The organism is Nocardia sp. NPDC058705 (assembly GCF_042749305.1).
Taxonomy (GTDB): Bacteria; Actinomycetota; Actinomycetes; order Mycobacteriales; family Mycobacteriaceae; genus Nocardia.
The window spans coordinates 1-25,773 of record NZ_JBHYRN010000022.1 but is presented as its reverse complement, the minus strand read 5'-3'; the positions used below and the strand labels follow the sequence as shown (position 1 = coordinate 25,773).

Here is a 25,773-nt window from a genome sequence, read left to right as displayed (position 1 = left end):
CCTTACAGTTCACACCAACAGCCCGATTTCATGCACTCGAAGGGGGCGTCGTGGTTAATTCGCGCACGCAAGGTCCGTCGCCCGCCGATTTCGGCGACACATTGCTGAACCTCGGCAAGTATTTCCAGCGGGGCGAGGTCTCGCCCGACAACCGGTCGGTCTACAAGGTCGGCGGCCGCGATGCCGACGAGTTCTACCGCGACCGCTGGTCACACGACAAGGTGGTGCGCTCGACCCACGGCGTGAACTGCACCGGTTCGTGCTCCTGGAAGATCTACGTCAAGGACGGCGTGATCACCTGGGAGTCGCAGCAGACCGACTACCCGTCGGTGGGCTCGGACAAGCCCGAGTACGAGCCGCGCGGCTGCCCCCGTGGCGCCTCCTTCTCCTGGTACACCTACTCGCCCGCCCGCGTGCGCTACCCGTATGTGCGTGGCACGCTGCTGGATCTGTACCGCAAGGCCAAGGCCGAGCTCAAGGATCCGGTGCTGGCGTGGGAGTCCATCGTCGAGGATCCGGTCAAGGCCAAGGCCTACAAGATGGCGCGCGGTAAGGGCGGGTTCGTTCGTGCCGAATGGTGGGAAGCCGCCGAAATCGCCGCTGCCGCACATGTTTACACGATCAAGCAGTACGGGCCCGATCGCGTGGCCGGCTTCTCGCCGATTCCCGCGATGTCGATGGTCAGCCATGCCACCGGCGCGCGTTTCGTGTCGCTGATCGGCGGCTACATGCTCTCGTTCTACGACTGGTACGCCGACCTGCCGGTGGCCTCGCCGCAGGTGTTCGGCGACCAGACCGACGTGCCGGAATCGGCCGACTGGTTCGACGCCGGTTACCTCATCATGTGGGGCTCGAATGTCCCGGTGACCCGAACCCCCGACGCGCACTACATGACCGAGGCGCGCTACCGCGGCCAGAAGGTCGTGGTGGTCTCCCCCGACTACGCCGACAACACCAAGTTCGCCGACGAGTGGGTGGCCGCGCGGCCGGGAACCGATGCGGCACTGGCGATGTCGATGGGGCACGTGGTGCTCAAGGAGTTCTTCATCGAGAAGCAGACTCCGATGTTCACCGACTACATCAAGTCCTTCACCGATCTGCCGTACCTGATCTGCCTCGACGAGGCGGCGGATCAGGACGGCGCCCTGCCCGGCAAGTTCCTCACCGCGGCCGATCTGGGCCACACCGACGAGAACGCCGAGCACAAGCCCGTCCTGCTCGATCAGGACGGTAATGCGGTGGTGCCCAACGGTTCTCTCGGTCACCGCTTCAACGAGGCCGACGCGGGCAAGTGGAACCTAGACCTCGAGGGTGTCGACCCGCTGCTCACCCTGCTCGGTCATACCGACGAGGCGCCCGCCACCATCGCGCTGCCCCGCTTCGACACCGATGTCGCCGGGTCGATCATCCGTGGCGTGCCGACGAAAACTGTTGCGGGCAAGCGGGTTACCACGGTCTTCGATCTGCTGCTCGCACAGTACGGTGTCGGCCGCGATGGCCTTCCGGGCGAATGGGCGAAGGGTTACGACGACGCCGAGTCGCCGTACACCCCGGCCTGGCAGGAGGCCATCACCGGCGTTCCCGCCGTGCAGGCCGCGCGCATCGGACGCGAATTCGCCGACAATGCGGAACGTTCCGGCGGCCGCTCGATGATCCTGATGGGCGCGGGCACCAACCACTGGTTCCACTCCGATCAGATCTACCGCGCCTTCTTCACCCTCACGTTGCTCACCGGCTGTCAGGGCAAGAACGGTGGCGGCTGGGCCCATTACGTCGGGCAGGAGAAGTGCCGTCCCGTAACCGGTTGGGCCACTTTGGCTTCCGCTTCGGATTGGCAGCGGCCGCCGCGCCAGATGCAGGGCACCGTGTTCTGGTACCTCACCAACGACCAGTGGCGCTACGACCCCTTCACCTCGGACTCGTTCGCGTCGCCCCTCGGTAAGGGCAAGTTCGCCGGTCGCACCGCCGCCGACAACATCGCTCTCGCCAGCCGTCTCGGCTGGATGCCGAGCTACCCGACGTTCAACCGCAACCCCCTCGACCTCGCCGACGAGGCCGCCGAAGCCGGAAAGACCCCGGCCGAGCACGTCGTCGACGGGTTGAAGTCCGGTGACCTGCGGTTCGCCTGCGAAGACCCCGACGCTCCGGAGAACTTCCCGCGCGTGCTCACCGTGTGGCGCGCGAACCTGCTCGGTTCCTCGGGCAAGGGCAACGAGTACTTCCAGAAGCACCTGCTGGGCTGCGGCTCCAACCTGCAGACCACCGACGCCACCGGCGTGCGCCCGCAGGAGCTGGAATGGCGGGAGGAAGGTGCCGAGGGCAAACTGGATCTGCTTCTGGCACTGGATTTCCGGATGACCAGCACCACGCTGTTCGCCGACATCGTGCTCCCCGCCGCCACCTGGTACGAGAAGCACGACCTGTCCTCCACCGACATGCACCCGTTCGTGCACGCGTTCTCCCCCGCCATTTCCCCGCCGTGGGAGGCCAAGACCGACTTCGAGGCGTTCCACCGGATCGCGCGCGGCTTCTCCTGGTTGGCCGAAAAGCACTTGGGCACACGCAAAGACATCGTCGCGGTGCCGTTGCAGCACGACTCGCCTGATGCGCTGGCGCAAGCAGGCGGCAAGGTGCTGGACTGGAAAGCCGGTGAGTGCGAACCGATTCCGGGTAAGACCATGCCCAAGATCGTGGAGATCGAACGCGACTACACCAAGATCGCGGAGAAGCTCGCCGCGCTCGGACCGCTGGTGGAGAAGCTCGGCCTGACCACCAAGGGCGTCACCACCTTCCCCGAGGCCGAGGTCGAGTACCTGGCGGGCCAGAACGGCACCATCGTCTCCGGCATCGCGGCGGGTCGGCCGTCGCTGGCCAAGGACACCCACGCCGCCGAGGCCATTCTGTCGCTGTCGGGCACCACCAACGGCCGCTTGGCGGTCGAAGGATTCGAGGCGCTGGAACGACGCACCGGCACCGAACTGGTCGACCTCGCGAAAGAGGCTGAGGGCAAACGGATCACGTTCGCCGACACCCAGGCCAGACCGGTCCCGGTGATCACCTCGGCGGAATGGTCGGGCTCGGAATCCGGTGGTCGCCGGTACTCGCCGTTCACCATCAATGTCGAGCGGCTCAAGCCCTGGCACACCCTCACCGGTCGCCAGCACTTCTACCTCGACCACGACTGGATGATCGAACTCGGCGAGCAGTTGCCGATCTTCCGTCCGCCCCTCGACATGTCGGCGCTGTTCGCGGAACCGAGCATCGGCAATGTGAGCGGCAACGGTCTCACCGTGCGCTACCTGACCCCGCACTCCAAGTGGTCGATCCACTCGGCCTACCAGGACAACCTGCACATGCTCACGCTCTCGCGCGGCGGTCAGACGATCTGGATGTCCGATGTCGACGCGAAGAAAATCGGTGTGGCGGACAATGATTGGATCGAGGCGATCAACCGCAACGGTGTCGTCGTGGCCCGTGCCATCGTCTCGCACCGCATGCCCGAGGGCACGGTCTTCATGTACCACGCCCAGGACCGCGCGGTCGACGTGCCGCGCATCGAAGGCGCCGAGGACACCACCCCCGAAGCCAAGGGCAAGCGCGGCGGTATCCACAACGCGCTGACCCGGGTGCTGATCAAGCCCTCGCACCTCATCGGCGGCTACGCCCAGCAGTCCTTCGCCCTGAACTACCACGGCCCCACCGGAAATCAGCGTGACGAGGTCACCACGATCCGCCGCCGCAACCAGAACGTGGAGTACTGACATGCGCGTAATGGCACAGCTCGCCATGGTCATGAACCTGGACAAGTGCATCGGCTGCCACACCTGCTCGGTCACCTGCAAGCAGGCCTGGACCAACCGCGGTGGCACCGAGTACGTGTGGTTCAACAATGTGGAAACCCGTCCGGGACAGGGTTATCCGCGCCAGTACGAGGACCAGGAGAAGTGGAAGGGTGGCTGGACGCTCAACAAGCGCGGCAAGCTGACCCTCAAGTCCGGCTCGCGGTTCAAGCGCCTGATGAACATCTTCGCCAACCCCGACCTGCCCACGGTCGACGACTACTACGAGCCGTGGAGCTACGACTACGACAACCTGCTGTCGTCGCCGCCCATGGACACCACCCCGGTCGCGCGGCCCAAGTCGCTGATCACCGGCGAGGACACCAAGGTCACCTGGGGCGCGAACTGGGACGACGACCTGGGTTCCGGCCCGGAGCAGGTCGGCAAGGACCCCATTCTCGGCAAGCTCGAGAACAAGGTGAAACTGGAGTTCGAAGAGACCTTCATGTTCTACCTGCCGCGCATCTGCGAGCACTGCCTCAACCCCTCCTGCGCCGCGTCGTGCCCCTCGGGCGCGATCTACAAGCGCGAGGAAGACGGCATCGTGCTCGTCGACCAGGACAAATGCCGTGGTTGGCGGCAGTGCATCACCGGCTGCCCGTACAAGAAGATCTACTTCAACCACAAGACCGGCAAGGCGGAGAAATGTACCTTCTGCTACCCGCGTGTTGAGGTCGGCATCCCGACCGTCTGCTCGGAGACCTGTGTCGGGCGACTGCGCTACATCGGCGTGATGCTCTACGACGCCGACGCGGTGCTCGAGGCGGCCCAGGTCACCGACCCGCAGGACCTCTACACCTCGCAGCTCGGCGTGTTCCTCAACCCGCACGACGAGCGCGTGATCGCCGAGGCCGAGAAGGCGGGCATCTCGTCGGATTGGATTCAGGCCGCCCAGGATTCGCCGGTCTACAAACTGATCGTCGACTACCAGTTGGCGCTGCCGCTGCACCCGGAATACCGCACGATGCCGATGGTTTGGTACGTGCCGCCGCTGTCGCCGGTGGTCGATGTGCTGACCGAGACCGGTCACGACGGCGAGGACGTGCGCAACCTGTTCGGCGCCATCGACGCGCTGCGTATTCCCTTGGAATATCTGGCCGAGCTGTTCACGGCAGGTGAGATCGGGCCGGTGCGCTCGTCGCTGCAGCGGCTGGCCGGGATGCGCTCGTTCATGCGCTCGGTCAACCTGGGCGAGGAGCCCGAACCGCACATCGCACCGTCGATCGGGCTCGAGCCCGAGGAGATCGAGGCGATGTACCGGCTGCTCGCCATCGCCAAGTACGAGCACCGCTATGTCATCCCGATGGGTGCGACTTCCAAAGCGCACGAACTGGATTCGCTGGCCACCGGGTGCAGTCTCGACACCGACGGCGGACCCGGCATGACCGCGTTCGATCAGGTCGTCGAGAAGTTCTCGCTTTCGGATGTGAATCAGGCTGCGCCCGAGGAGAAGTCGGGCCGGATCAACCTGCTCAACTGGGACGGGCGAAGCACCAGTGGACTCTTGCCGAGCGCGAACGGCGAGAAGACCGGCAACGGCGCCGGTAACGGCAACGGCAGCAACGGCGCTGCCGTTACCGACACACCCGTGAGCGGTGTCGCACCATGAGCCTGCTCTCCATTCGTAAACGGCCCCAACCGGTTACCGAGATGCCCGAGCACGATCGGCTGGTCGTGTGGCGGCTGGCGGCGTTCCTGCTCGACTACCCCGGCGAGCAGACGTTAGCGATGCTCGACCAATTGTCCGAAGCCGCAGCGCAATTGCCCGAAGAAGTGCAGGCGCACTTCGCCGAGATTTTCGCCTTCCTGCGCGACAAACCGGCGATCGAGGTCGCCCAGAGCTACGTCGAAACCTTCGACATGCGCCGCCGCGCCAGCCTGCACCTGACGTTCTACGCCTTCGGCGACACCCGCAAACGCGGCATGGCGCTGCTGCGGTTCAAGCACGCCTACCGCCAGGCCGGCGTCGAACTCGGCGACGAGGAACTGCCCGACCACCTGCCCGTCCTGCTGGAGTTCGCCGCCACCATCGACCCGATCGGCGGCGAACGCCTGCTCGGCGAGCACGTGCCAGTGATGGAGCTGCTGCGGCTGTCGCTGGGCGACAACAACTCTCCCTACAGCGGTGTGCTGGCCGCGGTGCTCACCACGCTGCCGCCGGTGACCACCGCCGATCGCCGTCGCATCGCCGAACTCGCCGCCCAGGGTCCGCCCGAGGAAGAAGTCGGCCTCGAGCCGTACGCCATGGATCCCGCCCTCTTCGAAGCAACAGAAGGCCGCCGATGAACGCAACCATCCCCCTGCCCGAAGGCCTGTGGCTGATCCTGCCCTACATCGCGGCGACTTCCTTTGTGCTGGGCCATGTCTGGCGTTACCGCTTCGACCAGTTCGGCTGGACCACCCGGTCCTCACAGATCTACGAATCCAAGCTGCTGCAACTGGGTAGCCCGCTGTTCCACTTCGGCATGCTCGGGGTGTTCGGCGGTCACGTGATGGGGCTGCTGATCCCCGAATCCTGGACTGCCGCAATCGGAATCTCCGAGCACGCCTACCACCTCGTCGCGGTGGGCGCGGGCTCGGTCGCCGGGCTGATGGTCGTCGCGGGCGTGGCGATCCTGTGCTACCGCCGCATCGTCATCCCCGCCGTGCGCAAGAACACCAGCCGCAACGACATCATGATGTACACGCTACTCACCCTGGCCCTGGTCACGGGCCTGCTCAACACCTGGGGCTCGAACCTCCTCTGGGGCACCTACAACTACCGCACCACCGTCTCCCCCTGGTTCCGCAGCCTCTTCTCGATCAACCCCGAACCGGGCCTGATGGTCGGCGTCCCCTGGACCTTCCAACTCCACGGCCTCGTCGTCCTCGCCCTGGTCTTCGCCTGGCCCTACACCCGCCTGGTCCACATGTTCAGCGCCCCCATCGGCTATCTGACCCGCCCCTACATCGTCTACCGCCGCAAGGAAGTAGACACCAAGGACAAAACCCGCTTCGCCAAAGCCTGGGACGCCCCGGTGACGCCGGACAAGTGGTAGCGGTTCATACCGATTAGTCCGCGGGCCGGAGATCGTCTCTACAGCGGGATGCTGGTTCGGCGTTCCGTCGACCAGGAGGATCTCGTGCCCGACTCAGTCCTTTCCCGCGACGCGCTCTGGGCGATGGCGCATGCCGAGCGTGCTGCTCTCGCCGCTGACTTGGTCGGCCTCGACGACGAACGGTGGCACCGCGCGTCGCTGTGTGGGTCCTGGACCGTCGAGGAGGTCGTCGCCCATCTCACGGCGGCGGCGAGCGTCGGGCGGGTGCGGTGGGTGACCAGTGTTGTCGGCGCCCGCTTCGACTTCGACAAGCACAATGACCGACGCAAGGCCGAGGCTCTGGGGCGGACGCCGGCCGAGACTCTCGCGCGGTTCGAGGCGATCATCCCCAGTACCACCTCCGCGCCGGGGCCCACGGTGGCGTGGTTGGGCGAGGTCGTGGTCCACGGGCAGGACATCCGTCGTCCGCTCGGGTTGCCCGCCACACCGTCGGTCGAAGCCGGTACCGCTGTCGCCGAGTTCTACGCGAGCCGCGATTTCACCGTGCCGAGCCACACTTTCATCGAGGGGCTACGCGTCGAGGCGACCGATGGGCCGTTCGCTGCCGGAACCGGGCCATTGGTCCGCGGAACGACGATCGCACTGGTCATGTCGATGGCAGGTCGGGGTGCCTATTGCGATGACCTGACCGGGCCCGCCGCACCCACTTTGCGCGACCGCATAGCGGCTGACCGAAGCGGTCGGTAGCAGGTCGATACGCTCGGGATTGCCGAGGTCGTCGCGGCGCATGCGCGGGGCGACTCGCGGCGCAAGTCCGAGTTCGACGCGATCGAGGTGTGGCCGACTTTATAGCGCGAGAGCTCCTCACGAGTCCTGGATGGGTAGCCGAAATGAAACGTACGACGAGTTCAGAGGCTTGAGGGCGCGGAAGTCGCGCTCATCGAGCGTGAGGATCTCGTTCGTCAGATAACGCTCCGCGAGAACAACATTGACCGCATCCGCGAGGTCGAGACGCAAACCTGCGAACTGTCCGATTATCCGATGTGCGAGGCGGATATCAGGATGGTCGACCGGTGGGATGAGCACGCTTCCCTCTTCTGCCGACGTAAGCAGATCATCGAGAACAAGGTTGGCGTGGCGGCGGTCTTTGCCGAACCTGGCGACAAGCAGGTGGTCGACCTCGTCCAAGACCAGCGGCGACACGACGGCTACACCAGTGCCGAGCAACTCCCGAACGCGAGGACCTTGTGGAGCAGCCTTGTCATATGCGGCGATAATCGCGGAAGTGTCCGCGATGAAGCAGCTCACTGGTCGTAGGCATCATCGAGCAGAGCGTCGGTCTGTGTCGCGAAATTCGGATCACCGGAATCAAAAGCAGGCCAAGGTCGCGTACGAGGCGGCCGAGGGGCGCGCAGCAGGATGAGATCAATGCCCTCGCGAATGAGCTCCGCCTCAGATCGACCGGTCGCCTCGGCGGCATGCTTCAGACGCGAGGTTTGCTCCTGGTCGAGGTAGACGCTTGTCTTCACCTTCATGCACGTAGGGTATCACGTAGGGCATCACGTATCGAGGTGCTTCAGCCAACGGGATAACGCCGACAGGCGACGGGTCACGATGCGGGGTTGCCGAGGGCTTTGCGGACGGTGTCGAACCAGGCCTGGGTGTTGACGAGGCCTTTTTCGTTGTCTTTGCGGCCGCCGACGAAGCCGAACAGGTCGGCGGCGTAGCGGCTCAGGACCGTGCCCTCGTTCTCGTCGAACTCGGCCAGCACTTCGGCGTCGCCCAACACGTAGGCGACTACGGCGACCTGGCCTGCCGACCACTCGGTGCGGTAGTCGGCCCAGCCGTCGGCACGCACCGCGCGGGCCCGGGTGAGCAGGTCTTCGCGCAGGGCGTCACGGTCGGCGTCGGTGGGGTGGCGTGGCTTGCCCCAGGTGATCTTCTTGGCGTCCGACATATCGAGTCCTCTCGCTGATGGACGGCGTGACCAGTTGCCGTCGACCGCCGACCGGTCTCGAGTGAGGGTCGCAGATGAGCGCGAAGTAAGCCCGCACGGGGCTGCGTGTCGGGGCCGAAACCTGACCGCGCCCCAGGGCCCGACACATGGGCTCCCGACGACGCGGCCGGTGCGATCGGCCTACTCGGCGCGCAGGAAGGCTCCCACGCGTTCGGTACCCAGTGCCGGATCGGGTTCGCCCTCGCCGAAGACATAGCGCCCGTTGACGAAGACCGCGGTGACGGTTTCGTCGTTGCGGTTGACCATGCGCGAGAGGTTGCCGAAGACGGTGATGGGGTGTTCGGCGTAGGCGTCGAGGGTGTCGTCGAGGTGGGCGGGGTCGATGACTACGGCGTCGGCGCGGTCACCGACGCGCAGGTGGCCGGTGTCGAGGCCGTACCAGTCGGCGAGTTCGCCGGTGAGGCGGTGGATCGCGTGTTCGACTGTCATGAACGGCTTTTCGGTGCTCGCGGCGTCGTTGACGCGGCGGAGCAGGCGCAGACCGAAGTTGTAGAAGGCCATGTTGCGCAGGTGTGCGCCCGCGTCGGAGAAACCGAGCTGGACCGACGGGTCGGCGGCCAGGATGTCGGCCACCTCGGGGCGGTGGTTGGAAATGGTGGTGCGCCAGCGTAATTTGTCGCCGTGTTCGACGACGAGGTCGAGGAACGCGTCGACCGGGTGCACCCCGCCTCGGTCGACACCGACCTCACCGAAGGTCTTGCCGATGACGGTCTCGTCGGGGCATTCGACGATATCGGCGTCGAAGAAGTCGCGGTGCCAGGCGCGGGGGCCGTATTTGTTGTCGTAGTCCTTGCGGAACGCGCGGCGGTACTCCTCGTCCTGCATGAGGTGGCGCTGTTCGTCGATGTGATCGGACAGGTGCAAAGCCGCTGCGCCGGAACCGAATTCCTCGAATACCGGCAGCGAGATGCCGTCGGAGTACACCTCGAACGGAACGGGCAGATGCTGCCAGCGGAAGTTGCCGTTGAGCCCGTTGATGATCTTGCCGACGGCAGGAAACATCTTGGACGCGCCCGGCACCGCCTTCACATCGGCGGCCGACAGCAGGCTCACCTTGAGTGGCTTGCGCCCGATGCCGATGCTCGAAACCGCCATCGACACCAGGCTTTTCGGGTCGGCGATGTCGGGGCCGCCCTGCAGCGCGCGACCGCGCTTGCGCAGGATCGTGTTGAGCTTGTGGCGCTCTTTGCTCTTGGCGTAGGTGGACGGCAGGGTGCGCGAACGGCAGGTGACGCCGTCGAGTTTGTCGAACATCAGTTGCTGCGAGGACATTCCGACGAAGCCTGCGTCGAGGGCGTCGACGAGCAGGCGCTCGATCTCGGCGAGTTCATCCTTGGACGGCTTCACTTCGTCGCGGGTGGCGCGGTCCAGACCCATGACCGCGGCCCGGATGTCGGAGTGGCCGATGAAGCCTGCCAGGTTCGGGCCGAGCGGTAACTGTTCGAGCGCGTCGATGTATTCGCCTGCGGTACTCCAGGTCTGGACATCGTTCATCGCGCCGACCACGTACTGGCGCGGGATCGCCTCGACCCGGCCGAACAGGTCACCGGCGGTCTCACCGTCGACGTGCACGGTCGACAGCGAGCACGAACCGAGCAGCACGGTGGTGACGCCGTGGCGCACCGACTCCGACAACGACGGGTCGAGCAGGACCTCCACGTCGTAGTGGGTGTGGATGTCGATCATGCCGGGCATGACCCATTTGCCGGTTGCGTCTACCACTCTGGCACAACCGGTTTCGTCGAGCGGGGTCTCCGAGATCTCGGCCACCTTGCCGTCGATGATGCCGAGGTGACGGACCGCGGACGGGGCGCCGGTGCCGTCGAACCAACGGCCGCCCTTGATGATGCTGTCGAACAAATTTCTGACCCCTCTAGATCGCGAGCTCGCGCCTGGTGACCTTACCGGTCGCATTGCGCGGCAGCGCGTCAGAAGTGACCCGCCAGCGGGCAGGCACCTTGAAATGAGCGAGGCGGTCGGCGACAAAGGCGCGCAGCTGCGCCGGGTCCACTGTCCCCGGTTCGGCGACGATAATCGCCGCCACCTCCTGGCCGAGATCGGGGTGGTCGACGCCGAAGACCGCGCAGTCGTGCACGGCCGGGTGTTCGACGAGCACGTTCTCGATCTCGGTGGGATACACGTTCTCACCGCCACGCAGAATCAGGTCGGTGCGCCTACCCGACACGGTCAGCCTGCCATCGCGCATCGTGCCGAAATCGCCGGAGCGCAACCATCTTCGGTCGTCGATCGATGCTTCGGTCGCTGCCTCGTCGTTCCAGTACCCCAGCATCACATACGGGCTGCGGATACAGATCTCGCCTTCTTCACCATCGGAGACGACATGGCCGTCGACATCGCGAATCTCCACCGCGACCCCGATGATCGGCCTGCCGACCGAGGCATCGTCGGCGGCCAGGTCGAGCGGGGTGGCGACCGTGGCCGCGGTGCCGCTCTCGGTGAGGCCGTAGCTGGTGGTCAGCGAGAACTGCAGCGCCGGGATCTTCGCGCGCAGGGCGGCGAGCAATGCGGGCGAGGACGGTGCGGAGTTCAGCGACAGCGCGGCCAGCGAGGACAGATCATGCTGCGCCACATCGTGTTCCAGCAGTCGCGATGCCATGGTCGGTACCGCGGCCCAGTTGGTGACCTTCTCGCGCTCGACCAGGCTGAGCACCCGGCCGACTTCGAAGGCGCCGTGCGGGAACACCGCCGCCGCGCCGGTCAGCAGTCGCGGTATCACGAGGTTGTGCAGGCTGGCGATATGGAAAAGCGGCGCGGTGACCAGGTAGCGGCGATCGCGCGGTACGTCGCTGGGCTCCTGGCCCATGAACACGGCGAGCATGGCGTCGGTGAAACGGTGATAGTCGCTGATCGCCACCATGTTTCGCTGCGAATGGACCACACCCTTCGGCTTGCCGCTGGTGCCGCTGGTATAGAGGACGACGGCCGGATCGTCTTCGGCGAGCGGCGTGCTGGGGATCTCGCCGCCACCGAATTCGGCGATGAGGGCGGGCAGATCTTCCTCCATGGTGAGGACCGGGATCTCGGTGTCAGCCAGCAGCGCAGCCCTTTTCGCGTCCGCGATCATCACGGTCGGCGTGGTGTGCCCCAGGCCGTAGGCGATCTCCGGGGGCGCCCACCAGGCGTTGTAGCCGACGGGGATCGCGCCGAGGCACTGCGCGGCCCAGAACGCGATCACCCAGTCCGGGCCATTGGCGGCCAGGATGCCGACGCGGTCGCCCTTGCCCACGCCGTACCTGGCGGCCAGCGCGGTGGCCAGCGCGCCGACGGCCGCGGCGTGCCCGGCGAAGGAGATCCGGCGGTCCTCGGTGACGAGGTAGTCGCGATCACCCCAGCTCAGCGAGTGTTCGAGCAGTTCACGCAGGTTGGCGCGGCGACGCGCGAAAACCGGAATCGGCACGCCGAGAACGGGTTCGACGGTCATCTCGAACGGCGCACCGGGCGCGGTGAGCCCCGCGGCGACCTTGGCGACGAACTCCTGCGGGTCTACAACATCCATGCACAACTCCTGAGCGACCTCGATCATCGGCCGACCAGACCGAGTGACGTGGACCACAGGATAGCGGCTGTCCGTGCGTACGGCGCCGGGTTCAGCGCCGTACCGACGTCAGAACAACCCGAGCGCGCGGGCCTGGGCGATGGCTTCGGCGCGGGCGTTCACGCCGAGCTTCTGGTAGATGCCGCGCAGGTGAGTCTTGACGGTGTTCACCGAGACACCGAGGTCGGTGGCGATGCTGGCCGCTGTCATGCCGGACGGAAGTTGGCGCAGCACGACGAGTTCGGTGTCGGTGAGTTGTGGTGCACCCGCGGTGGCGCCGCGGTGGGCGCGGATCCGGTCGAGCAGGGCCGCGTACTGGCCGAAGCGCGCGCCGATCCTGGTGAAGAGTTCGGCGGCCGCGGGCACATCGAGGAACGGGCGCGTCAACTGTTCAGTCGCCGCGTGCGCGAGCGCCTGTTCGTAGGCCTCATCGACCTTGCGGGGGCGATCGAGTCGGTCGGCCGCCACCGCGACCAGCAGCCAGGCCGCGACCCGCGAGCGCGACGACAGGCTCTCACCCGCGAGCGCCGGTTCCAACAGGGTCAGCACGATGGCGGGGCGATGGGCGTAGCAGGCGAGTCCCGCCTCGGCCACGGCCAGCTCCGGGGTTCGGCCGAGCGCCCGTGTGGCGTGGTCGATCAGCTGCTGGGCGTCCGCTTTGGCTTGCACGCGCAGCAGCAGCCACAGCACATCGGTGACCAGCTCGCCGGTGCCGTGCAGGGTGGGCGACTCCTCCAGCAGGCGCTGGAGTTGCTTGCCGAGCGCGACCGCGGCGGCCGAGCGATCCGCGGCGGTGTCGAACATCAGCACACCGGTCATGATCGCCGCCTGGCGCACCGGCGCGGGCACCATGGTCTCGTCGGCCACACCCCAGGGCAGGCTCTGCAACGGCTGCTCGAAATCCAGGCCCTGCTGGTAGGCGGCGAACGCGGCGATCACTCTGGCGGACGCGGCATCCGACGATCCGGTCAGCTCGTAGTGGTGCGCGCAGTCGATCGCCTGGGCCGCGAGCGCGCGTAGCTCACCGATCCGGCCCGCCAGTCCGGCCGCAACGGCCACCGCGGTTCTGGCGCGCACCGCGCAGCGACCGAGCCCGACCTGCTCGGAGTGCACGATCGCGTGGCGCACCGATGTTGTGCCACTGTCGAGGTCGCCGCCGTAGATTTCGGCGATGCCGCAGTGCAGTGCGGCGTAGCAGTCGAGGTCGGGCTGTCCGGTCGCCGGTGGCAGCGGCCAGCGCACCGAGGACGAATCACCCACCAGCACAGCGACTCCCGCGCTCACGGCATGGTCGAGTGCGGCCACCCACGCGGCGGGCACCATCGCGTCCGCCGAATCCGGGCCCACGTGGGCGGCTTCGAGATAGACCTCGGCGGCGGCGATATCGCCCGACTCCACCGCGACGGCCGCGCGCAGCAGCCGGACGAAAGCGTCTGGCTCGCTGTGATTTTCGACGGCGGCGAGCAGGGCGTGGCCGTTTCCTTCCATGACCATGCGCAAACCCCAGTCCCGCAGGAACGCCGCCAGCCCCCGGGCGCCCGGTTCGGCCAGAACGTGCTCGAGCGCGGATCCCGGCATCGCGGCAGCGGTGAACCAGGCCGCCACCCGGCGATGACAGTCGGGCAGGCGCTCCGGCCTGGTGTAGGCGGCCTCGGCGAGCAGGTAGGCGCGCAGCAGCGGGTGATAGGTGTGCCAGAGCTCGCCGGAGTGGGCGACGGTGTGCAGGGGGAAGTTGGCGCGCAGCAGTTCGTCGAGGATGCGGGCGGCGTCGTCGCCGACCAGATCCTCGGCCATCGGCAGGCAGAATTGCGCGGGAACCGCTGTGGCGAGCAGGAATTCGAGCGTGGCAGGCGGTAGCGAAGCGAGCAGCTCGGCGACCAGGAAATCGGCGACCGCGTGGGCGGGGCGAGCCAGTGCGGCGAGCGCGGTGTCGCGGTCGGTTCCGTTGGTGGACACCCAGATTGCCGAGATCCGGACCAGCGCTGCCCAGCCACGGGTGAGGCTCTGCACCGCGGCCAGGTCGGCGTCGTCGAGCCTGCAGCCGTGCTGGGCGAACAGCTGGGCGACCCGTTCCCTGGAGAGCGCGAGCTCGGGGGCGCCGATCCGGGTGAGTCTGCCCGACAGGTCGAGGGTGTGCCAGCGCAGCGGCGGGTCGAAGCGGCTCGCGATCAGCGCGGTGACCTGGGCCGGCAGATGCGTGAGCAGGTATTCGAGGCCGGCGAGCTGCAGCGGGTCGGTGAGCAGGTGGGCGTTGTCGAGCACCAGCACGGTCGGCTCGATATCGCCCATGGCGGCGACGAGGTCCGCGGCGCGGTCCATCGGTGTGCACAGCACGCCGGTCGGCACGGAATCCGTTGCGGGATAGAGGGTTCGCGCGATCTCGGCCATCGGATCGGCGCCGGGCCGGTCGGCGACGGTCAGCCATGCGAGGCGGGCCGAGCACCTGCGGCGCACCCAGTCGACCAGCACGACGGTCTTCCCGCTGCCCGCCGGTCCGCACAGCAGCACCGTGTGTCCGGCGGCGGCCCTGGCGCGATCCAAACGGGCGAAAGCCTCGTTGCAGCGAACAGGAGCGAACGACAGCTCCGGGAGACCGGCCACAGCTATCACCGAGCCGCCACTGCGAAAGTCCGGAGAAACCGACGACAAAGCCATCTCAACCCTCCTGAACACGCCTTTTACTGCTGGGCGGCCGACCTCCGCCGAGACAGACGCTAGGCGAAACGGCGGCTGTTCGGTTGCTGGCGAGGAAATGTAGGCCCGCTCGTTATCAGATCGACGTCGACTCGTCGGCGAACGCTCAGTCGGGCAGCTGGGACATGCTCAGCAGCGTGAGGCCGAGGGTGTCGATGCGGGCCATCACGCCGCGCATGGCCGTGCTGTCGTCGATGAGGCCGAAGAGGGTGGTGGTTCCGGTGGGCGAATGCGAACTGGGGCGCAGTTCGGGGAAAGCCGCGAGAACACGCTCGGACAGCTCGCCCTCGATGACGAACTGATAGCGCAGCGGACCCGTCGGCATGACTCCAGTGTGGCGGCCGATGGCCGAGGCCACCTCATCCACTCCGGGTGAATTCGCCCGCCACCTGCACTGAAACAGGTTCCATCGTTTTTAAACATTGTTATTTCAGTTCTTGGGACACGGCGCGTATCCGCTGGCTACTGTCACGATCGACATCAGGGCGAACAGGAGAACATCATGAAGATCTACCAAACGCGGCGTGCCGGTTTCGGACTTACGGCATTCACCGCGGTGGCCGCGGCCGTGGTGCTGGCAGCGCCACAGGCGTCCGCGCTCGTGCAGGGGATCGCGGTGAGCGGCAGCACGCACTACGTGGATACCGCCTACACCGTCACCGCCGATGTCACGGCCACCTCGTTCCTGTTCAAGGTGACCTTCACCGACAACGGCACCAAGATCGGCGAGCCGGTCTCCGTCACCGACGGCAAGGCCACCATCACCTGGACGCCGAAGACCACCGGTGCGCACGAGATCAAGGCGGTGCAGGAGCTGATCAGCTCGAAGACCGTCACGATCACTGTCGTCCCGAAGCCGACCAACCCGGCTCCCGGCGACGGCGTTGGCTCCGGTTCCGCTGATCTGGGTGGTCTGCTGTCCGGCTCGGCCGGCTGATCCACCCGAATGACGGCCGCCGCGAACCTCTCCCCGCGGCGGCCGTTTCGCGTGTTCGGCGTCTATTTTCGCGGGAGCGTGGCAGCGAAGGCGACCCCGCGTTCGACCCAGTCCCGCAGTGCGGTGTCGTCGTCGACTGTTTCGGGGGCGACTCGTAGCCAGCCGCTCAGTTCGCGACCGCCCATCACCATCGGCGTGATCGCCTCGCCGTCGAGCAGGGCATCGCCTTCGGCCGGGGCGACGCGGACCAGTAGTCCACCCTTGCCGCTGGCGGCGACGGCCATATTGCCGCCGATCAGGAAGGCGAGACCGCCGAACATCTTCTTCTCGTCGAGGTCGGGCCGCGGGTAGACGATCTCCCGGATCCGCTCGGCGAGTTCCTCGTCGTATGCCATCGGCTCAGTGTGCGCCGGGCCACCGACAAGTCGACTCAGACGCCGAGGGCGGCGGCGAACATCGGCCACGAATCGTGGACGTCGTCCTGCCAGTAGGGCCAGGCGTGGGTGCCCGCGGCGCGGAAGCGAACGTCGGCGGGGATGCCGAGTTGGGCCAGGCGGCCCGCGAGGGGGCTCGAGCAGCTGCCGACGACGGCTTCCATGGTGCCGCCGACCAGCAGGCGGTCGAGCAGGACGCCGACATTGCCCGCGATGCTCGGATCGTTGAACGCCTCGTGCGGGCCGGGTGCGCCGTTGCCCGAGGACAGGTAGATGGCGGTGCCACGCAGTCGCTCGGCGTGCAGGGTCGGGTCGTTGGCCGCCCATGCCGGGTCACCGGGGCCGCCCCACATATTGGTCGCGTCGGCGCCGAAGGTGGCGAGCTGGGAGCGGACCAGGGTTTCGGCCAGCGGGTTGCTGGTCTGGGTGCAGCCGCTGAACGCGCCGACCGCGCGGTACAGGCCGGGTGCCGCGATCGCCAGATTCAAGGCCGAGGTGGCCGACATCGACAGGCCCGCAATGCCATTGGCACCGGTCATGCCGAAGCGGTCGTTGAGCAGCGGGGGCAGTTCGTTGGTCAGGAAGGTGGTCCACTTGTTGCGGCCCAGCGCACCGTCGTCACGCTGCCAGTCGGTGTACATGCTGGCGCGGCCGCCGATCGGGACGATCACATTCACCGGCTTGTCGGCGAAGAAGTCGACCACATCGGTGCGGCGCATCCACGGCCCGCCGCTCTCGCCACCGTCGACCGCGTTCAGCAGATACAGCGCGGGCGCGCCTGCACCGGGATGCGACATCCACAGGGTGATCGGGCGGTTCATCGCCGCGGAGTGCACGACCACCTCGAACTGTCTGCCACCGAGCGGGCGGACGTCGAGGATCCCGGATTGCGCCGACGCAGGAGGCGAGACGACGAATCCACAGCCGAGCAGGACGAGCAGACAGCACACAAGCCGACGCATGCGACGTAGTGTGCCGCATGATCCCGCTAATGTCCGGCATTACGCGGTTCGTGTCCCTATTGTGCGAGTTCATCCGGAAAATGTGCGCGCAGGTCGGTGACCGAGGCGGGTCCCGCGCCGGGTTCGTGCATCCGCTCCGCAATCGTGGCGCGGAGTTTGCGCGGCAGCCCGGGCGCATGGCGGGCGAGGTAGGCCGCGAGCCATTCCGGTTTGCCGACGAGGAACGGGAAGTCGGTGTTCATCATCGGCCGGATCACCAGCATCGGCAGTGGGGCGTGCAGCGGGCGGTAGTCGCGGTTCCACAGGCCCGCGACCGGGCAGCCGGGATAGAACTGGCCGAGCATGGCGCCCGCGGCGACGATCTCGCTCTTGCGCGCGGCGTGGGCGGCGTCGATGCGGGCGGTGTCGTCGAGGTCTGGGAAGACGGTGAGGACCGCCGGGGTGTGGTCGAGGGTGCGGTAGAGGTCGAAGGCGTCCTCGATAGCCTGGGTGAGATCGACGGTGTCGGCCGGTTCGGCTATCCACAGGGTGTGTTGTGCGGCAGCGGGTTTCACGAAGGGGCAGACCGGGCCCGGGCGGCCCTGCGCCGGGTCGTGGCGCATCAGGGTGTCAGCGAACCAGTCGAGCAGGGGGGCGGTGCGGGGGTGTTCGGCGGACCAGTGGACCGGGTCGTCGTAGACGCACCACCAGGTGACGGCGGTGCGTCGGCCGGTCGACGAGCGCAGCGGGGTCATGGTGTGGCCGTCGCGGTTTCGACCTCGCGGAGGTGGCGGTCGAGGATCGGGCCGATGTGGGCGACGACGTCGGCGTTGGTGAGCTGGGCGTGGGTGGTCTCGACGGGGTGCTCGATGAGGCGGCCGGTGACGAAAGGGCGCCACATCTGAGCGTCGAGGAAGGCGGTCATGCCCTGGGTCGCGCAGAAGTAGAGGAGGTCGCCGTCGAAGCGGGCTGGGCGGTAGCCGTGTGAGAGGCGGACTCCGTCGGCGTAGGCCTCGTGCAGGTTTGTCAGTTGCTCGGCGGTGAGGCCCTGTCCGAGAGTTGCTCCCGCTGTGGCTAATTCGGCTGCGGCTCGGTCGGCTGAGAGGTCGGGGAGAGAGTCGGCGTCGTCGGGTTCGTCACCCAGGAGGTGGGTGAGGAGGTCGCGCATGCGGGGGCGTGGCGGTGGGTCGGCTTCGGTGGGGATGACGACGCTGTCGAGCATGGCGAGGGTGGCTACGTCGCGGCCCGCGGCGCGGAGGCGGACGGCGGTGGCGTGGGCCAGTTGGCCGCCGAGGGACCAGCCGAGCAGGTGGATAGGGCCGTCGGGTTGCAGGCGGGTGATTTCGGTGGCGTAGGTGTCGGCGAGGAAGTCGACGGTCAATGCGGTCGGCTGCGGGCGATTCGCAGATCCGTTGTCCGACAACCTGTTATCCCCCGGCGCCGCAAGAGTGGGGGCTTGCAAGCCGTATACGGGGCGATCGGTGATGTGGTGGGCCAAGCCCGTGTAGCACCAGGCGAGGGGGACCGCGGAGTGGATGCAGAACAGGGGCGGGTTGGGGCCGCCGGTTCGCAACGGCAGGACGGTGGACAAGGCGTCGGCGCCCGGGTCGGTGTCGGCTCGGTAGGTCTCGATGCGGTGCGCCAGGGCCGCGACCGTCGGGGCGGTGTAGAGCCAGCGGACTGTTACCGGGGTGTTCGTCGACTCGGCCAGCTGTGCCGAAATACTCACGCCGGTCAGGGAATTGCCGCCGATGGCGAAGAAGTCGTCGTCGGCGCCGACCGCGTCGAGGTGGCAGGTGGTGGCGAAGGTGGTGGCGATCAGGTGTTGGAGTGGGGTTTCCGGGGCGCGGTAGGCCGTCACGGGTGGCGCGGGGAGGGCGGCGCGATCGAGTTTTCCGTTGGCGGTCAGCGGGAGATGGTCGAGGGTGATCAAGGCGGACGGGACCAACGCTGTGGGAAGGATTGTTCGCAGGCGGGTGAGAGTTGCTGTGCTGTCGAAGGGAATGGTTTTCGCAGAGTCTCGCTGCGGCGCGAGTCCGCCGGTGCTACCTGCGGTATTCGGCGAAGTAAGTGGCTCCAACCCGGACTGGATGGTCACGCCTGCCGTCGTGTTCGACGTGGGGACGCGGTCTTGCTCGGGGCGATCCGGGGCTCGGCACGGAACGATGTAGCCGATGAGGCGGGCAGCGGGGGTGCCCGGGTCGGCGATGTCGACTGCTGCGTGGGCGATTGCCGGGTCGGCGAGTAGGGCCGCCGCTACATCTGCCGGTTCTATGCGGCGACCTCGCACGGACAGTTGTCTGTCGATGCGGCCGAGGAATTCGTAGCTGCCGTCGGCTCGGGGACCGACGAGATCGCCAGTGCGGTAGACGCGTTCGCCACTTCCCTGCGGGTTTGCGACGAAATGTATTGCGGTGCTTACTGGGTCGTTGATGTATCCCTGCGCCACACAGGGTCCGCCGAGGTACAGCTCGGCGCGGGCGCCGGTTGGGACGGAGTTCAGACGTGAATCCAACAGCAGCACAGATACTTCCGGCAGTGGTGCGCCGATGGTCACGGGCTCCCCTGCCACCAGCGTGGCCGACTGGGTGGCCATCACCGTGGCTTCGGTCGGGCCGTAGCCGTTGTGCAGATCGACGCGGGATGCCCAGGTGGACACCAGTTCCGGCGGGCACGCCTCGCCGCCGACGACCACCACCGCGAGGCTCGGCACCTCGTCCGGGCGCAGCGTCGCAAGAACGGCAGGGGTGGTGAGCAGGTGGGTGACCCGGTGTTTCGCGATCAGGTCGGCCAGATCGGTGCCTGCGACGACTGTGGGCGGTTCGACCACCAGGCGCGCACCCGCGGCGAAGGTGGCGAGGAGCTCGAGCAAGTGCGCGTCGAATGCGGGTGAATGGGCATGCAGCACTATGGAGTTCGGCGACGTACCGTATCGGTCGAGTAGGTGTTCTGTGAGTGGGCCGAGGCCGCGGTGGGTTACCGCAACGCCTTTGGGTTGCCCTGTAGTCCCCGAAGTATGGATCAGGTAGGCGGGGTGGGCAGTGGTCAATCGCGCGTCGCGGTCCGCGTCGGTGATGGGAGTCGAGGGTTGATCGGCTACCCGCGCCAAGGTTTCCGGATCGTCGAGGGTCAGCCAGATGACTCCGGGCCCGTCGGAGTCTGCACGTTGAGCATGATCAGCCGGGTTGGCGCCCCCAGCACGGTCAGCGAAGCCAACGGCGGCAGCGGGATCAGCGAGTCCAGCGGGACCACCGGGGTCAGCGAGTCCAGCGGTGACCGCAGGTTTCGCGGCATGCGTCGTCAGCCCGAGTACCGCGCCGGATCCGGCGACGACCCGCGCGATTCGCTCGCTCGGGTCGCCGATATCGATCGGCGTCAGGCACGCACCGGCCGCCGCGATGGCGCGCACGGCCAGGACGGATTCGAGCGACCTCGGCATCGCGGTGAGCACCGGGCTCCCCGGCGAGGCGCCGTGCGCGATGAGCAACCTCGCCCAGCGCGCCGCCGACTCACCGAGCTCCCGATACGTCATCGACCTGCCACCATCGACCACCGCGACACTGTCTGCGCTGTCGAACCGGCTGAACAGCTCGCCCATCGTCGAAATTGTCGCCACACAATCGATGGCGGCGGCAATGGCGGGTGATCTCGCGGGGTTGTGGGCTGCGGATTCGGGGGTCAGATCACGGATCAGCTGGGTGGGGTCGGCGGCCAGGAAGGTGGCGAACCAGTCGAGGAACAGGCGGTGGTACCAGGACAGGGTGGCGGCATCGTAGCGAGCCGGGTTGGCTTGGAAGTCGATGGTGGCGGTGGTGTTGTCGGGGCCGAGTTGATAGCCGTTGACGAGGAGGTCTTCGACGGGGCCGAGGCTCAGGAGGTGGGCGTGGCCGGTGACGGGGCCGAGGGTCAACGGGGCGGTGAAGCCGAGCAGGTTGATGACGGGGCCGAATCCGCCACGGGCCAAGTGGGTCTCACCGCGATCACGTTGGATGTCCTCGTAGCGGTAACACTGGTGGCGCAGGGCGCCGATCACTCGCAGCCGCACCTGGTCGATCAGTTCTTCGACTGTTGACGTGGCGAGGTCGCGCAGCCGCAGGGGCACGACATTGGAGACCGATCCTGCCGAGCGGCGCAGGGCCGCGGTGGGTCTGGCGGCCATGGGCAGCGAGAGAACGACCTGGTCGGCGCTCGACATTCGCGCGAGGAAGGCCGCGAAAGCCGCGGCGGTCAGTTCCGGGAAACTGGCGCCGTAGCGCTCTCGCGCGGCGGTGAGCAGGTTCGCGGTGCGCTCGTCGAGGCAGGCCGACACCCGATGCGGGCAGGCCGACGCGGGTGCGGAAATACCGGCGAGCCCGATCGGATCAGGCAGCCCAGCAACCTCTTTCGCCCAGAATTCCCGATCGGTGACCATCCGGGCGGAATGGCGATAAGCCCGATCCGCCTCGACCAAGCCCTCGATCGACAACACCGGGCGGGGGTCGATATCGGTTCCCTGCGAATAGTTTTCGGCCGCGAGTCGCAGCAGTGCCGCCGCACCGACACCGTCGAGCACCAGGTGGTGGCTGCGCAGGTAGAGGAAATACCGCTCGGGACTCACCCGGAACAACATCGCAACCGTGATCGCGTCCTCGCACAGGTCGAGCCGAGCCCGCCTGTCCGCCTCCATCCGCGACAGCGCCTCACCCACCTCGCGGCCACGACCTACATCCGCGCGCGACATCGCTTCGGCGCCAGCATCTACGTGCCCACGAGACAACGCGTCGACGGCCGCATCTTCGTGCCCACGAGACAACGTAACGGGGCCGACCTCTGTGCTCGGCATCGCCGACACGGTGAGGTCGACCTCGGCGAGTTCACCGAAAACCGTCGGGTCGAGGTATTGGTGCGGCGTGCCGTCTACCAGTCGGATACGCACATGCGGTGACTGCAATCGCGCTGCCGCCGAGCGCATCGCGGTGCGCAGGCGCGCGATGTCCAGCGGCCCACGCAAGTCCAGGTAGAGGGCGATCGTCGCGGGGACATCCGGAGCCAGCTGATGAGCTACCCACCAGCGTAATTGCCCGGGAGACAAGGGAATCGGCGCAGCGTCGGCCGCCATCACGGCATCTGCCGCGCCGATACCACCCTCACCTTGCCGCACCGGGCCTCCCGGGATTCGGAGCAACCGTTGACTGGTTCTCCGGCAAACCTACGGCATCTACCCCGCGTCGGGCACGGATACCCGCGCGGCCGCGTCGGCCTCGACCACCTCGGCGAGCACCGTGTCCGGTGTCGACGCGGTGAGGCCGAAGGTGGTCCGCAACGCCGAATCGTCGACGACGAACTCCTGATGGGACATGTATTTCGTCTCGAACAGCTCGGCCCAGAACGGATCCTCGGTGGCGAGTTCGGTGACCTCCGCGTCGGTGAGCACCGCGAGCTCGGGCGAAGCGGCATCGGCCAGCGCCGCGAGTCTGTTCGCGGCGGCGCGGACGGTGGTGGTGATCACCGGCGCGTGCCAGGCCCTCCCCCACGACCGATCGTCGCGCGCGACCGCGACCAACGCGGCCGCGGCATCACCGATCGCGGTGAACGAATGCGCAAGGTCGAGTTCCTGCGGAACTCTGGCCGCGGAGTTCGCCAACACCGCGGACTGCACGAACAGCGAGAACACCGAGACCGCGCCGGCTCCGAGGAACTGACCCGCGCGCACCTCGGTGACGCGCACCCTGCCCGCCTCGTGCGCGGCGAGCGCATCGGTCCACATCCTGGCCCTGACCGCGCCCTTGCTGCCGGTCGCGGCGAGCGGGGTGCGTTCGTGGACGAGACCGTCGACCGCGCCGTAGCCGTACATATTTCCCAGCATGACCAGGTCGGCGCCGACGGCTTCGGTCGCCGCGAGAATCGAACCGAAAAGCGGCGGAACGGTCTCGGGCCAGGTGTGATACGCGGGCATCGCCAGGTTGAAGACGGTGTCCGCGCCGGTCGCGATCGCGGTCAGGGCGGGAGTGTCGTTGGCGTCGCGAGCGATCAGTTCCACGCCGGGATGCCTGGGGCCGAGCCCGCTTCGGCTCACCATCCGCACGTTGTCCCCGGCTTCGGCAAGCAACAACGCGGTGGCGGTAGCGGTAGCGCCCCGGCCGATCACTACATGAGTGGACATATTAATTCCCTTTCACAACAACAGCTTTCGGATTGCCGGTCAGGTTCTGGCCGCACTCTCAACGATGCCGTTCGCGCGACGGCTAGACTAGTGGCCGAAATGCCAGCTATCCCAAGGATCAGGCCATGAAGACCATCGCGGTGGTTGCCGTCCCGCCGGTGAAGTCGTTCGATCTATCGATGCCGGAGACCTTGATGGGCGGGATCACGGTCGACGGCGAACCCGCTTATCGAGTGGTGGTCTGCACGGCCGAGCCGGGGATATTGCCTTCTACCCCAGGCGGATTCGATGTGGTGATCCGGCACGGGCTCGACGTCCTCGACGCCGCCGACGCGGTGATCGTGCCGAGCACCGGCAGTCGCACGGATGCGGACCCGGTGATACTGAAGGCACTGCGCGCAGCCGTCGACCGCGGCGTCCTGGTCACCTCGATCTGCAGCGGGGCGTTCGTCCTCGCCCAGGCGGGGTTGCTCGACGGCCGCACCGCGACCACGCACTGGGGCCTGGCCGACGAACTGGCCAAGGCTCATCCCCTCGTCCGAGTGCGGGCCGACGCCCTGTTCATCGAGGACGGACCTGTGACCACCGCGGCGGGTGCGGCAGCCGGAATCGACCTGTGCCTGCACCTGATTCGAACCGACTACGGCGCCACCGTCGCGAATGCCGCCGCACGCGCAGCGGTGGTGACACCCGTGCGGGCCGGCGGCCAAGCTCAATTCGTCGACACTCCCCTACCCGCCGACGACGACCTCTCGCTCTCCGCGACCAGAGCGTGGGCACTGGAACGCCTCGACACTCCCCTGTCCCTGCGCGAACTCGCCGAACACGCACGAACCAGCGTGCGCACCCTGACCCGCCGCTTCCACGACGAAATCGGCCTCAGCCCGCAGAAGTGGTTGCTGAGCCAGCGCATCCACCGCGCCCGCGAACTGCTGGAATCGACCACACTGCCGATCGATCAGGTCGCCAGGTACAGCGGGATCGGATCCGCAGAGTCGTTGCGCCAGCACATGGTTCGCCAGTTGGGCGTGCCGCCCAGCACCTATCGTGCGAACTTTCAGTACGGGGGCGGATACCCAGGGTAGGCCTGGTAACCCGGCGGCGTCCGCGGTGCGAAGTAGGGGCTCGACAGGCTGTTCCACAGCAGGATCACCGCGGCCAGACCGATCGCCAACGTGACCGTTCCGAACACCAGCGCGATCCCGACGGTGGAGGCGACGAACGACACCACCGTGCTGACCAGATAGAACAGTGCGTTGATCCCGAAGAACACAGTGCCGGTGATCCGTCCCCAGTTCTTGCCCGCCCGACAGACGAACGCCATCCACACCCACAACCCGACGGTGATCAGCGCACCGACGAGCGCACCACCGATGCTGCCGTACACAACCCAGTCGAGTTCGTCTCCCCGCAACGCACCACCCGATGCATCCAGCGAATCGCTACGGACCTGGTCGATCGTGGTGAGCGTGTAAGCCATGCTGAGCAGAGTCACCACCGCGCCCGCCAGCATCACGTAGAACGCGATCTGCACACTCTGCGGAACAACCCGCGGCACGACGTCCACCGCCGCCGCCCCACCCTGCACCGGATAAGGCGCCACCGGATAAGGCGACTGCACCCCCATCGGCGCCGACGGCTGCCCATACCCCGAAGGCATCGACTGCCCGTAGGCAGGAGGCATCGGCTGCCCGTACGCCGGAGGCTGCCCGTGCGCCGGAGGCATCGGCTCCCCGTACGCCTGGGGCATCGGCGGCTGAGGAATCCGATCAGCCGACGCATGATTCTGCGGATACGACGTCAGCCCGTCATCCTGCGACGAATACCCCTGACCTGCGGACGAATCTGACATCGAACTCCCCTTCATCGAGACCCCCACCCTAACGCGCCGATCACCGCACCCCCAGCCCGCCCAACCGCCATACCCCTCCAACCACACCAGAAGCCCGAGATCCACCACACCCGAACCCCACCCACCCCGCACACCCCCAATCCACCACACCCGCACCCCAACCACCCCGCACACCCCTGATCCGCCATGACCGCCCCTCCCAGCCACCACCTGCGACCCATAGGGAGCAGCGGCCACGAAGTGGCCGGTCGCGGCCGGGTCGCCGGGTTGAGCCCGCAACGCCAACGGCCCCCCCCCCAGAAAGAAGGGGGAACCCCCGGCCC

20 protein-coding genes are annotated in these 25,773 nt (G+C 67.2%); 7 read left to right on the top strand and 13 right to left on the bottom strand.

What is annotated here, in order from left to right; genetic code table 11:
* Positions 1-50 precede the first annotated feature (50 nt).
* The 5 genes from ACFW6D_RS23010 to ACFW6D_RS22990 all read left to right on the top strand — a co-directional run bounded on the left by ACFW6D_RS23010 (position 51) and on the right by ACFW6D_RS22990 (position 7,624).
* Entirely contained in the window at positions 51-3,761 is a 3,711-nt protein-coding gene (locus ACFW6D_RS23010; protein ID WP_379331244.1) for a nitrate reductase subunit alpha, read from the top strand.
* Positions 3,762-3,771: 10 nt separating this feature from the next.
* A complete protein-coding gene (gene narH / locus ACFW6D_RS23005; RefSeq protein ID WP_379331393.1) occupies positions 3,772-5,448 on the top strand; it encodes a nitrate reductase subunit beta in 1,677 nt (558 codons plus the stop codon).
* Positions 5,445-6,125 (top strand): nitrate reductase molybdenum cofactor assembly chaperone, encoded by a 681-nt coding sequence (gene narJ, locus ACFW6D_RS23000; protein WP_379331242.1) that lies wholly within the window; start codon positions 5,445-5,447, stop codon positions 6,123-6,125. Before narH ends, narJ begins: the two co-directional genes overlap by 4 nt.
* On the top strand, positions 6,122-6,877 hold the full coding sequence (narI, locus tag ACFW6D_RS22995) for a respiratory nitrate reductase subunit gamma (protein ID WP_379331240.1): 756 nt from the start codon (positions 6,122-6,124) through the stop codon (positions 6,875-6,877). The genes narJ and narI overlap by 4 nt, the downstream gene beginning before the upstream one ends.
* Positions 6,878-6,961: 84 nt before the next feature.
* Positions 6,962-7,624 carry a maleylpyruvate isomerase family mycothiol-dependent enzyme gene (locus ACFW6D_RS22990; RefSeq protein ID WP_379331238.1) on the top strand — a complete coding sequence of 221 codons (663 nt, stop codon included), beginning with the start codon at positions 6,962-6,964 and terminating at the stop codon, positions 7,622-7,624.
* A gap of 117 nt (positions 7,625-7,741) precedes the next feature.
* Here ACFW6D_RS22990 and ACFW6D_RS22985 read toward each other — a convergent pair whose 3' ends face one another.
* From ACFW6D_RS22985 to ACFW6D_RS22955, 7 genes are all read right to left on the bottom strand, one after another.
* Positions 7,742-8,185: a PIN domain-containing protein gene (locus tag ACFW6D_RS22985; RefSeq protein ID WP_379331236.1), complete on the bottom strand. Its 444-nt coding sequence runs from the start codon at positions 8,183-8,185 to the stop codon at positions 7,742-7,744.
* Positions 8,182-8,412, bottom strand: a complete 231-nt coding sequence (locus ACFW6D_RS22980) for a CopG family transcriptional regulator (protein WP_379331234.1) — start codon at positions 8,410-8,412, stop codon at positions 8,182-8,184. Before ACFW6D_RS22980 ends, ACFW6D_RS22985 begins: the two co-directional genes overlap by 4 nt.
* Before the next feature lie 74 nt (positions 8,413-8,486).
* Positions 8,487-8,834, bottom strand: coding sequence for a hypothetical protein (locus ACFW6D_RS22975; protein ID WP_379331232.1), 348 nt, complete (start codon positions 8,832-8,834; stop codon positions 8,487-8,489).
* 180 nt (positions 8,835-9,014) lie between these two features.
* Positions 9,015-10,808, bottom strand: coding sequence for an amidohydrolase family protein (locus tag ACFW6D_RS22970; protein WP_379331230.1), 1,794 nt, complete (start codon positions 10,806-10,808; stop codon positions 9,015-9,017).
* Complete coding sequence (locus ACFW6D_RS22965) at positions 10,768-12,411, bottom strand: class I adenylate-forming enzyme family protein (protein WP_379331228.1); 1,644 nt, start codon at positions 12,409-12,411, stop codon at positions 10,768-10,770. Before ACFW6D_RS22965 ends, ACFW6D_RS22970 begins: the two co-directional genes overlap by 41 nt.
* A gap of 108 nt (positions 12,412-12,519) precedes the next feature.
* The gene (locus ACFW6D_RS22960) at positions 12,520-15,105 is read right to left on the bottom strand and encodes a LuxR C-terminal-related transcriptional regulator (protein WP_379331226.1); all 2,586 of its coding nucleotides are present in this window, start codon (positions 15,103-15,105) and stop codon (positions 12,520-12,522) included.
* Positions 15,106-15,250: 145 nt separating this feature from the next.
* The gene (locus ACFW6D_RS22955; protein WP_379331224.1) at positions 15,251-15,469 is read right to left on the bottom strand and encodes a hypothetical protein; all 219 of its coding nucleotides are present in this window, start codon (positions 15,467-15,469) and stop codon (positions 15,251-15,253) included.
* Positions 15,470-15,646: 177 nt separating this feature from the next.
* Here ACFW6D_RS22955 and ACFW6D_RS22950 point away from each other — a divergent pair, with 177 nt between their 5' ends.
* The gene (locus tag ACFW6D_RS22950) at positions 15,647-16,081 is read left to right on the top strand and encodes a hypothetical protein (protein ID WP_379331222.1); all 435 of its coding nucleotides are present in this window, start codon (positions 15,647-15,649) and stop codon (positions 16,079-16,081) included.
* A 62-nt stretch (positions 16,082-16,143) separates the two neighbouring features.
* Here the strand turns inward: ACFW6D_RS22950 and ACFW6D_RS22945 are convergent, their stop codons facing one another.
* From ACFW6D_RS22945 to ACFW6D_RS22925, 5 genes are read right to left on the bottom strand one after another with little or no spacing between them, the layout of a single operon-like run.
* Positions 16,144-16,476 (bottom strand): TfoX/Sxy family protein, encoded by a 333-nt coding sequence (locus ACFW6D_RS22945; protein WP_379331220.1) that lies wholly within the window; start codon positions 16,474-16,476, stop codon positions 16,144-16,146.
* A 35-nt stretch (positions 16,477-16,511) separates the two neighbouring features.
* Positions 16,512-17,477 carry an alpha/beta hydrolase gene (locus ACFW6D_RS22940; protein WP_379331218.1) on the bottom strand — a complete coding sequence of 322 codons (966 nt, stop codon included), beginning with the start codon at positions 17,475-17,477 and terminating at the stop codon, positions 16,512-16,514.
* 56 nt (positions 17,478-17,533) lie between these two features.
* The gene (locus tag ACFW6D_RS22935; protein WP_379331216.1) at positions 17,534-18,211 is read right to left on the bottom strand and encodes a DUF6875 domain-containing protein; all 678 of its coding nucleotides are present in this window, start codon (positions 18,209-18,211) and stop codon (positions 17,534-17,536) included.
* Positions 18,208-22,596, bottom strand: a complete 4,389-nt coding sequence (locus tag ACFW6D_RS22930) for an amino acid adenylation domain-containing protein (RefSeq protein WP_379331214.1) — start codon at positions 22,594-22,596, stop codon at positions 18,208-18,210. Before ACFW6D_RS22930 ends, ACFW6D_RS22935 begins: the two co-directional genes overlap by 4 nt.
* Before the next feature lie 57 nt (positions 22,597-22,653).
* Entirely contained in the window at positions 22,654-23,598 is a 945-nt protein-coding gene (locus ACFW6D_RS22925; protein ID WP_379331212.1) for an NAD-dependent epimerase, read from the bottom strand.
* Between the two features lie 125 nt (positions 23,599-23,723).
* Here ACFW6D_RS22925 and ACFW6D_RS22920 point away from each other — a divergent pair, with 125 nt between their 5' ends.
* Positions 23,724-24,683 carry a GlxA family transcriptional regulator gene (locus tag ACFW6D_RS22920; RefSeq protein WP_379331210.1) on the top strand — a complete coding sequence of 320 codons (960 nt, stop codon included), beginning with the start codon at positions 23,724-23,726 and terminating at the stop codon, positions 24,681-24,683.
* Here ACFW6D_RS22920 and ACFW6D_RS22915 read toward each other — a convergent pair.
* Positions 24,656-25,450 (bottom strand): hypothetical protein, encoded by a 795-nt coding sequence (locus ACFW6D_RS22915; protein WP_379331208.1) that lies wholly within the window; start codon positions 25,448-25,450, stop codon positions 24,656-24,658. The genes ACFW6D_RS22920 and ACFW6D_RS22915 overlap by 28 nt on opposite strands.
* Positions 25,451-25,773 lie beyond the last annotated feature (323 nt).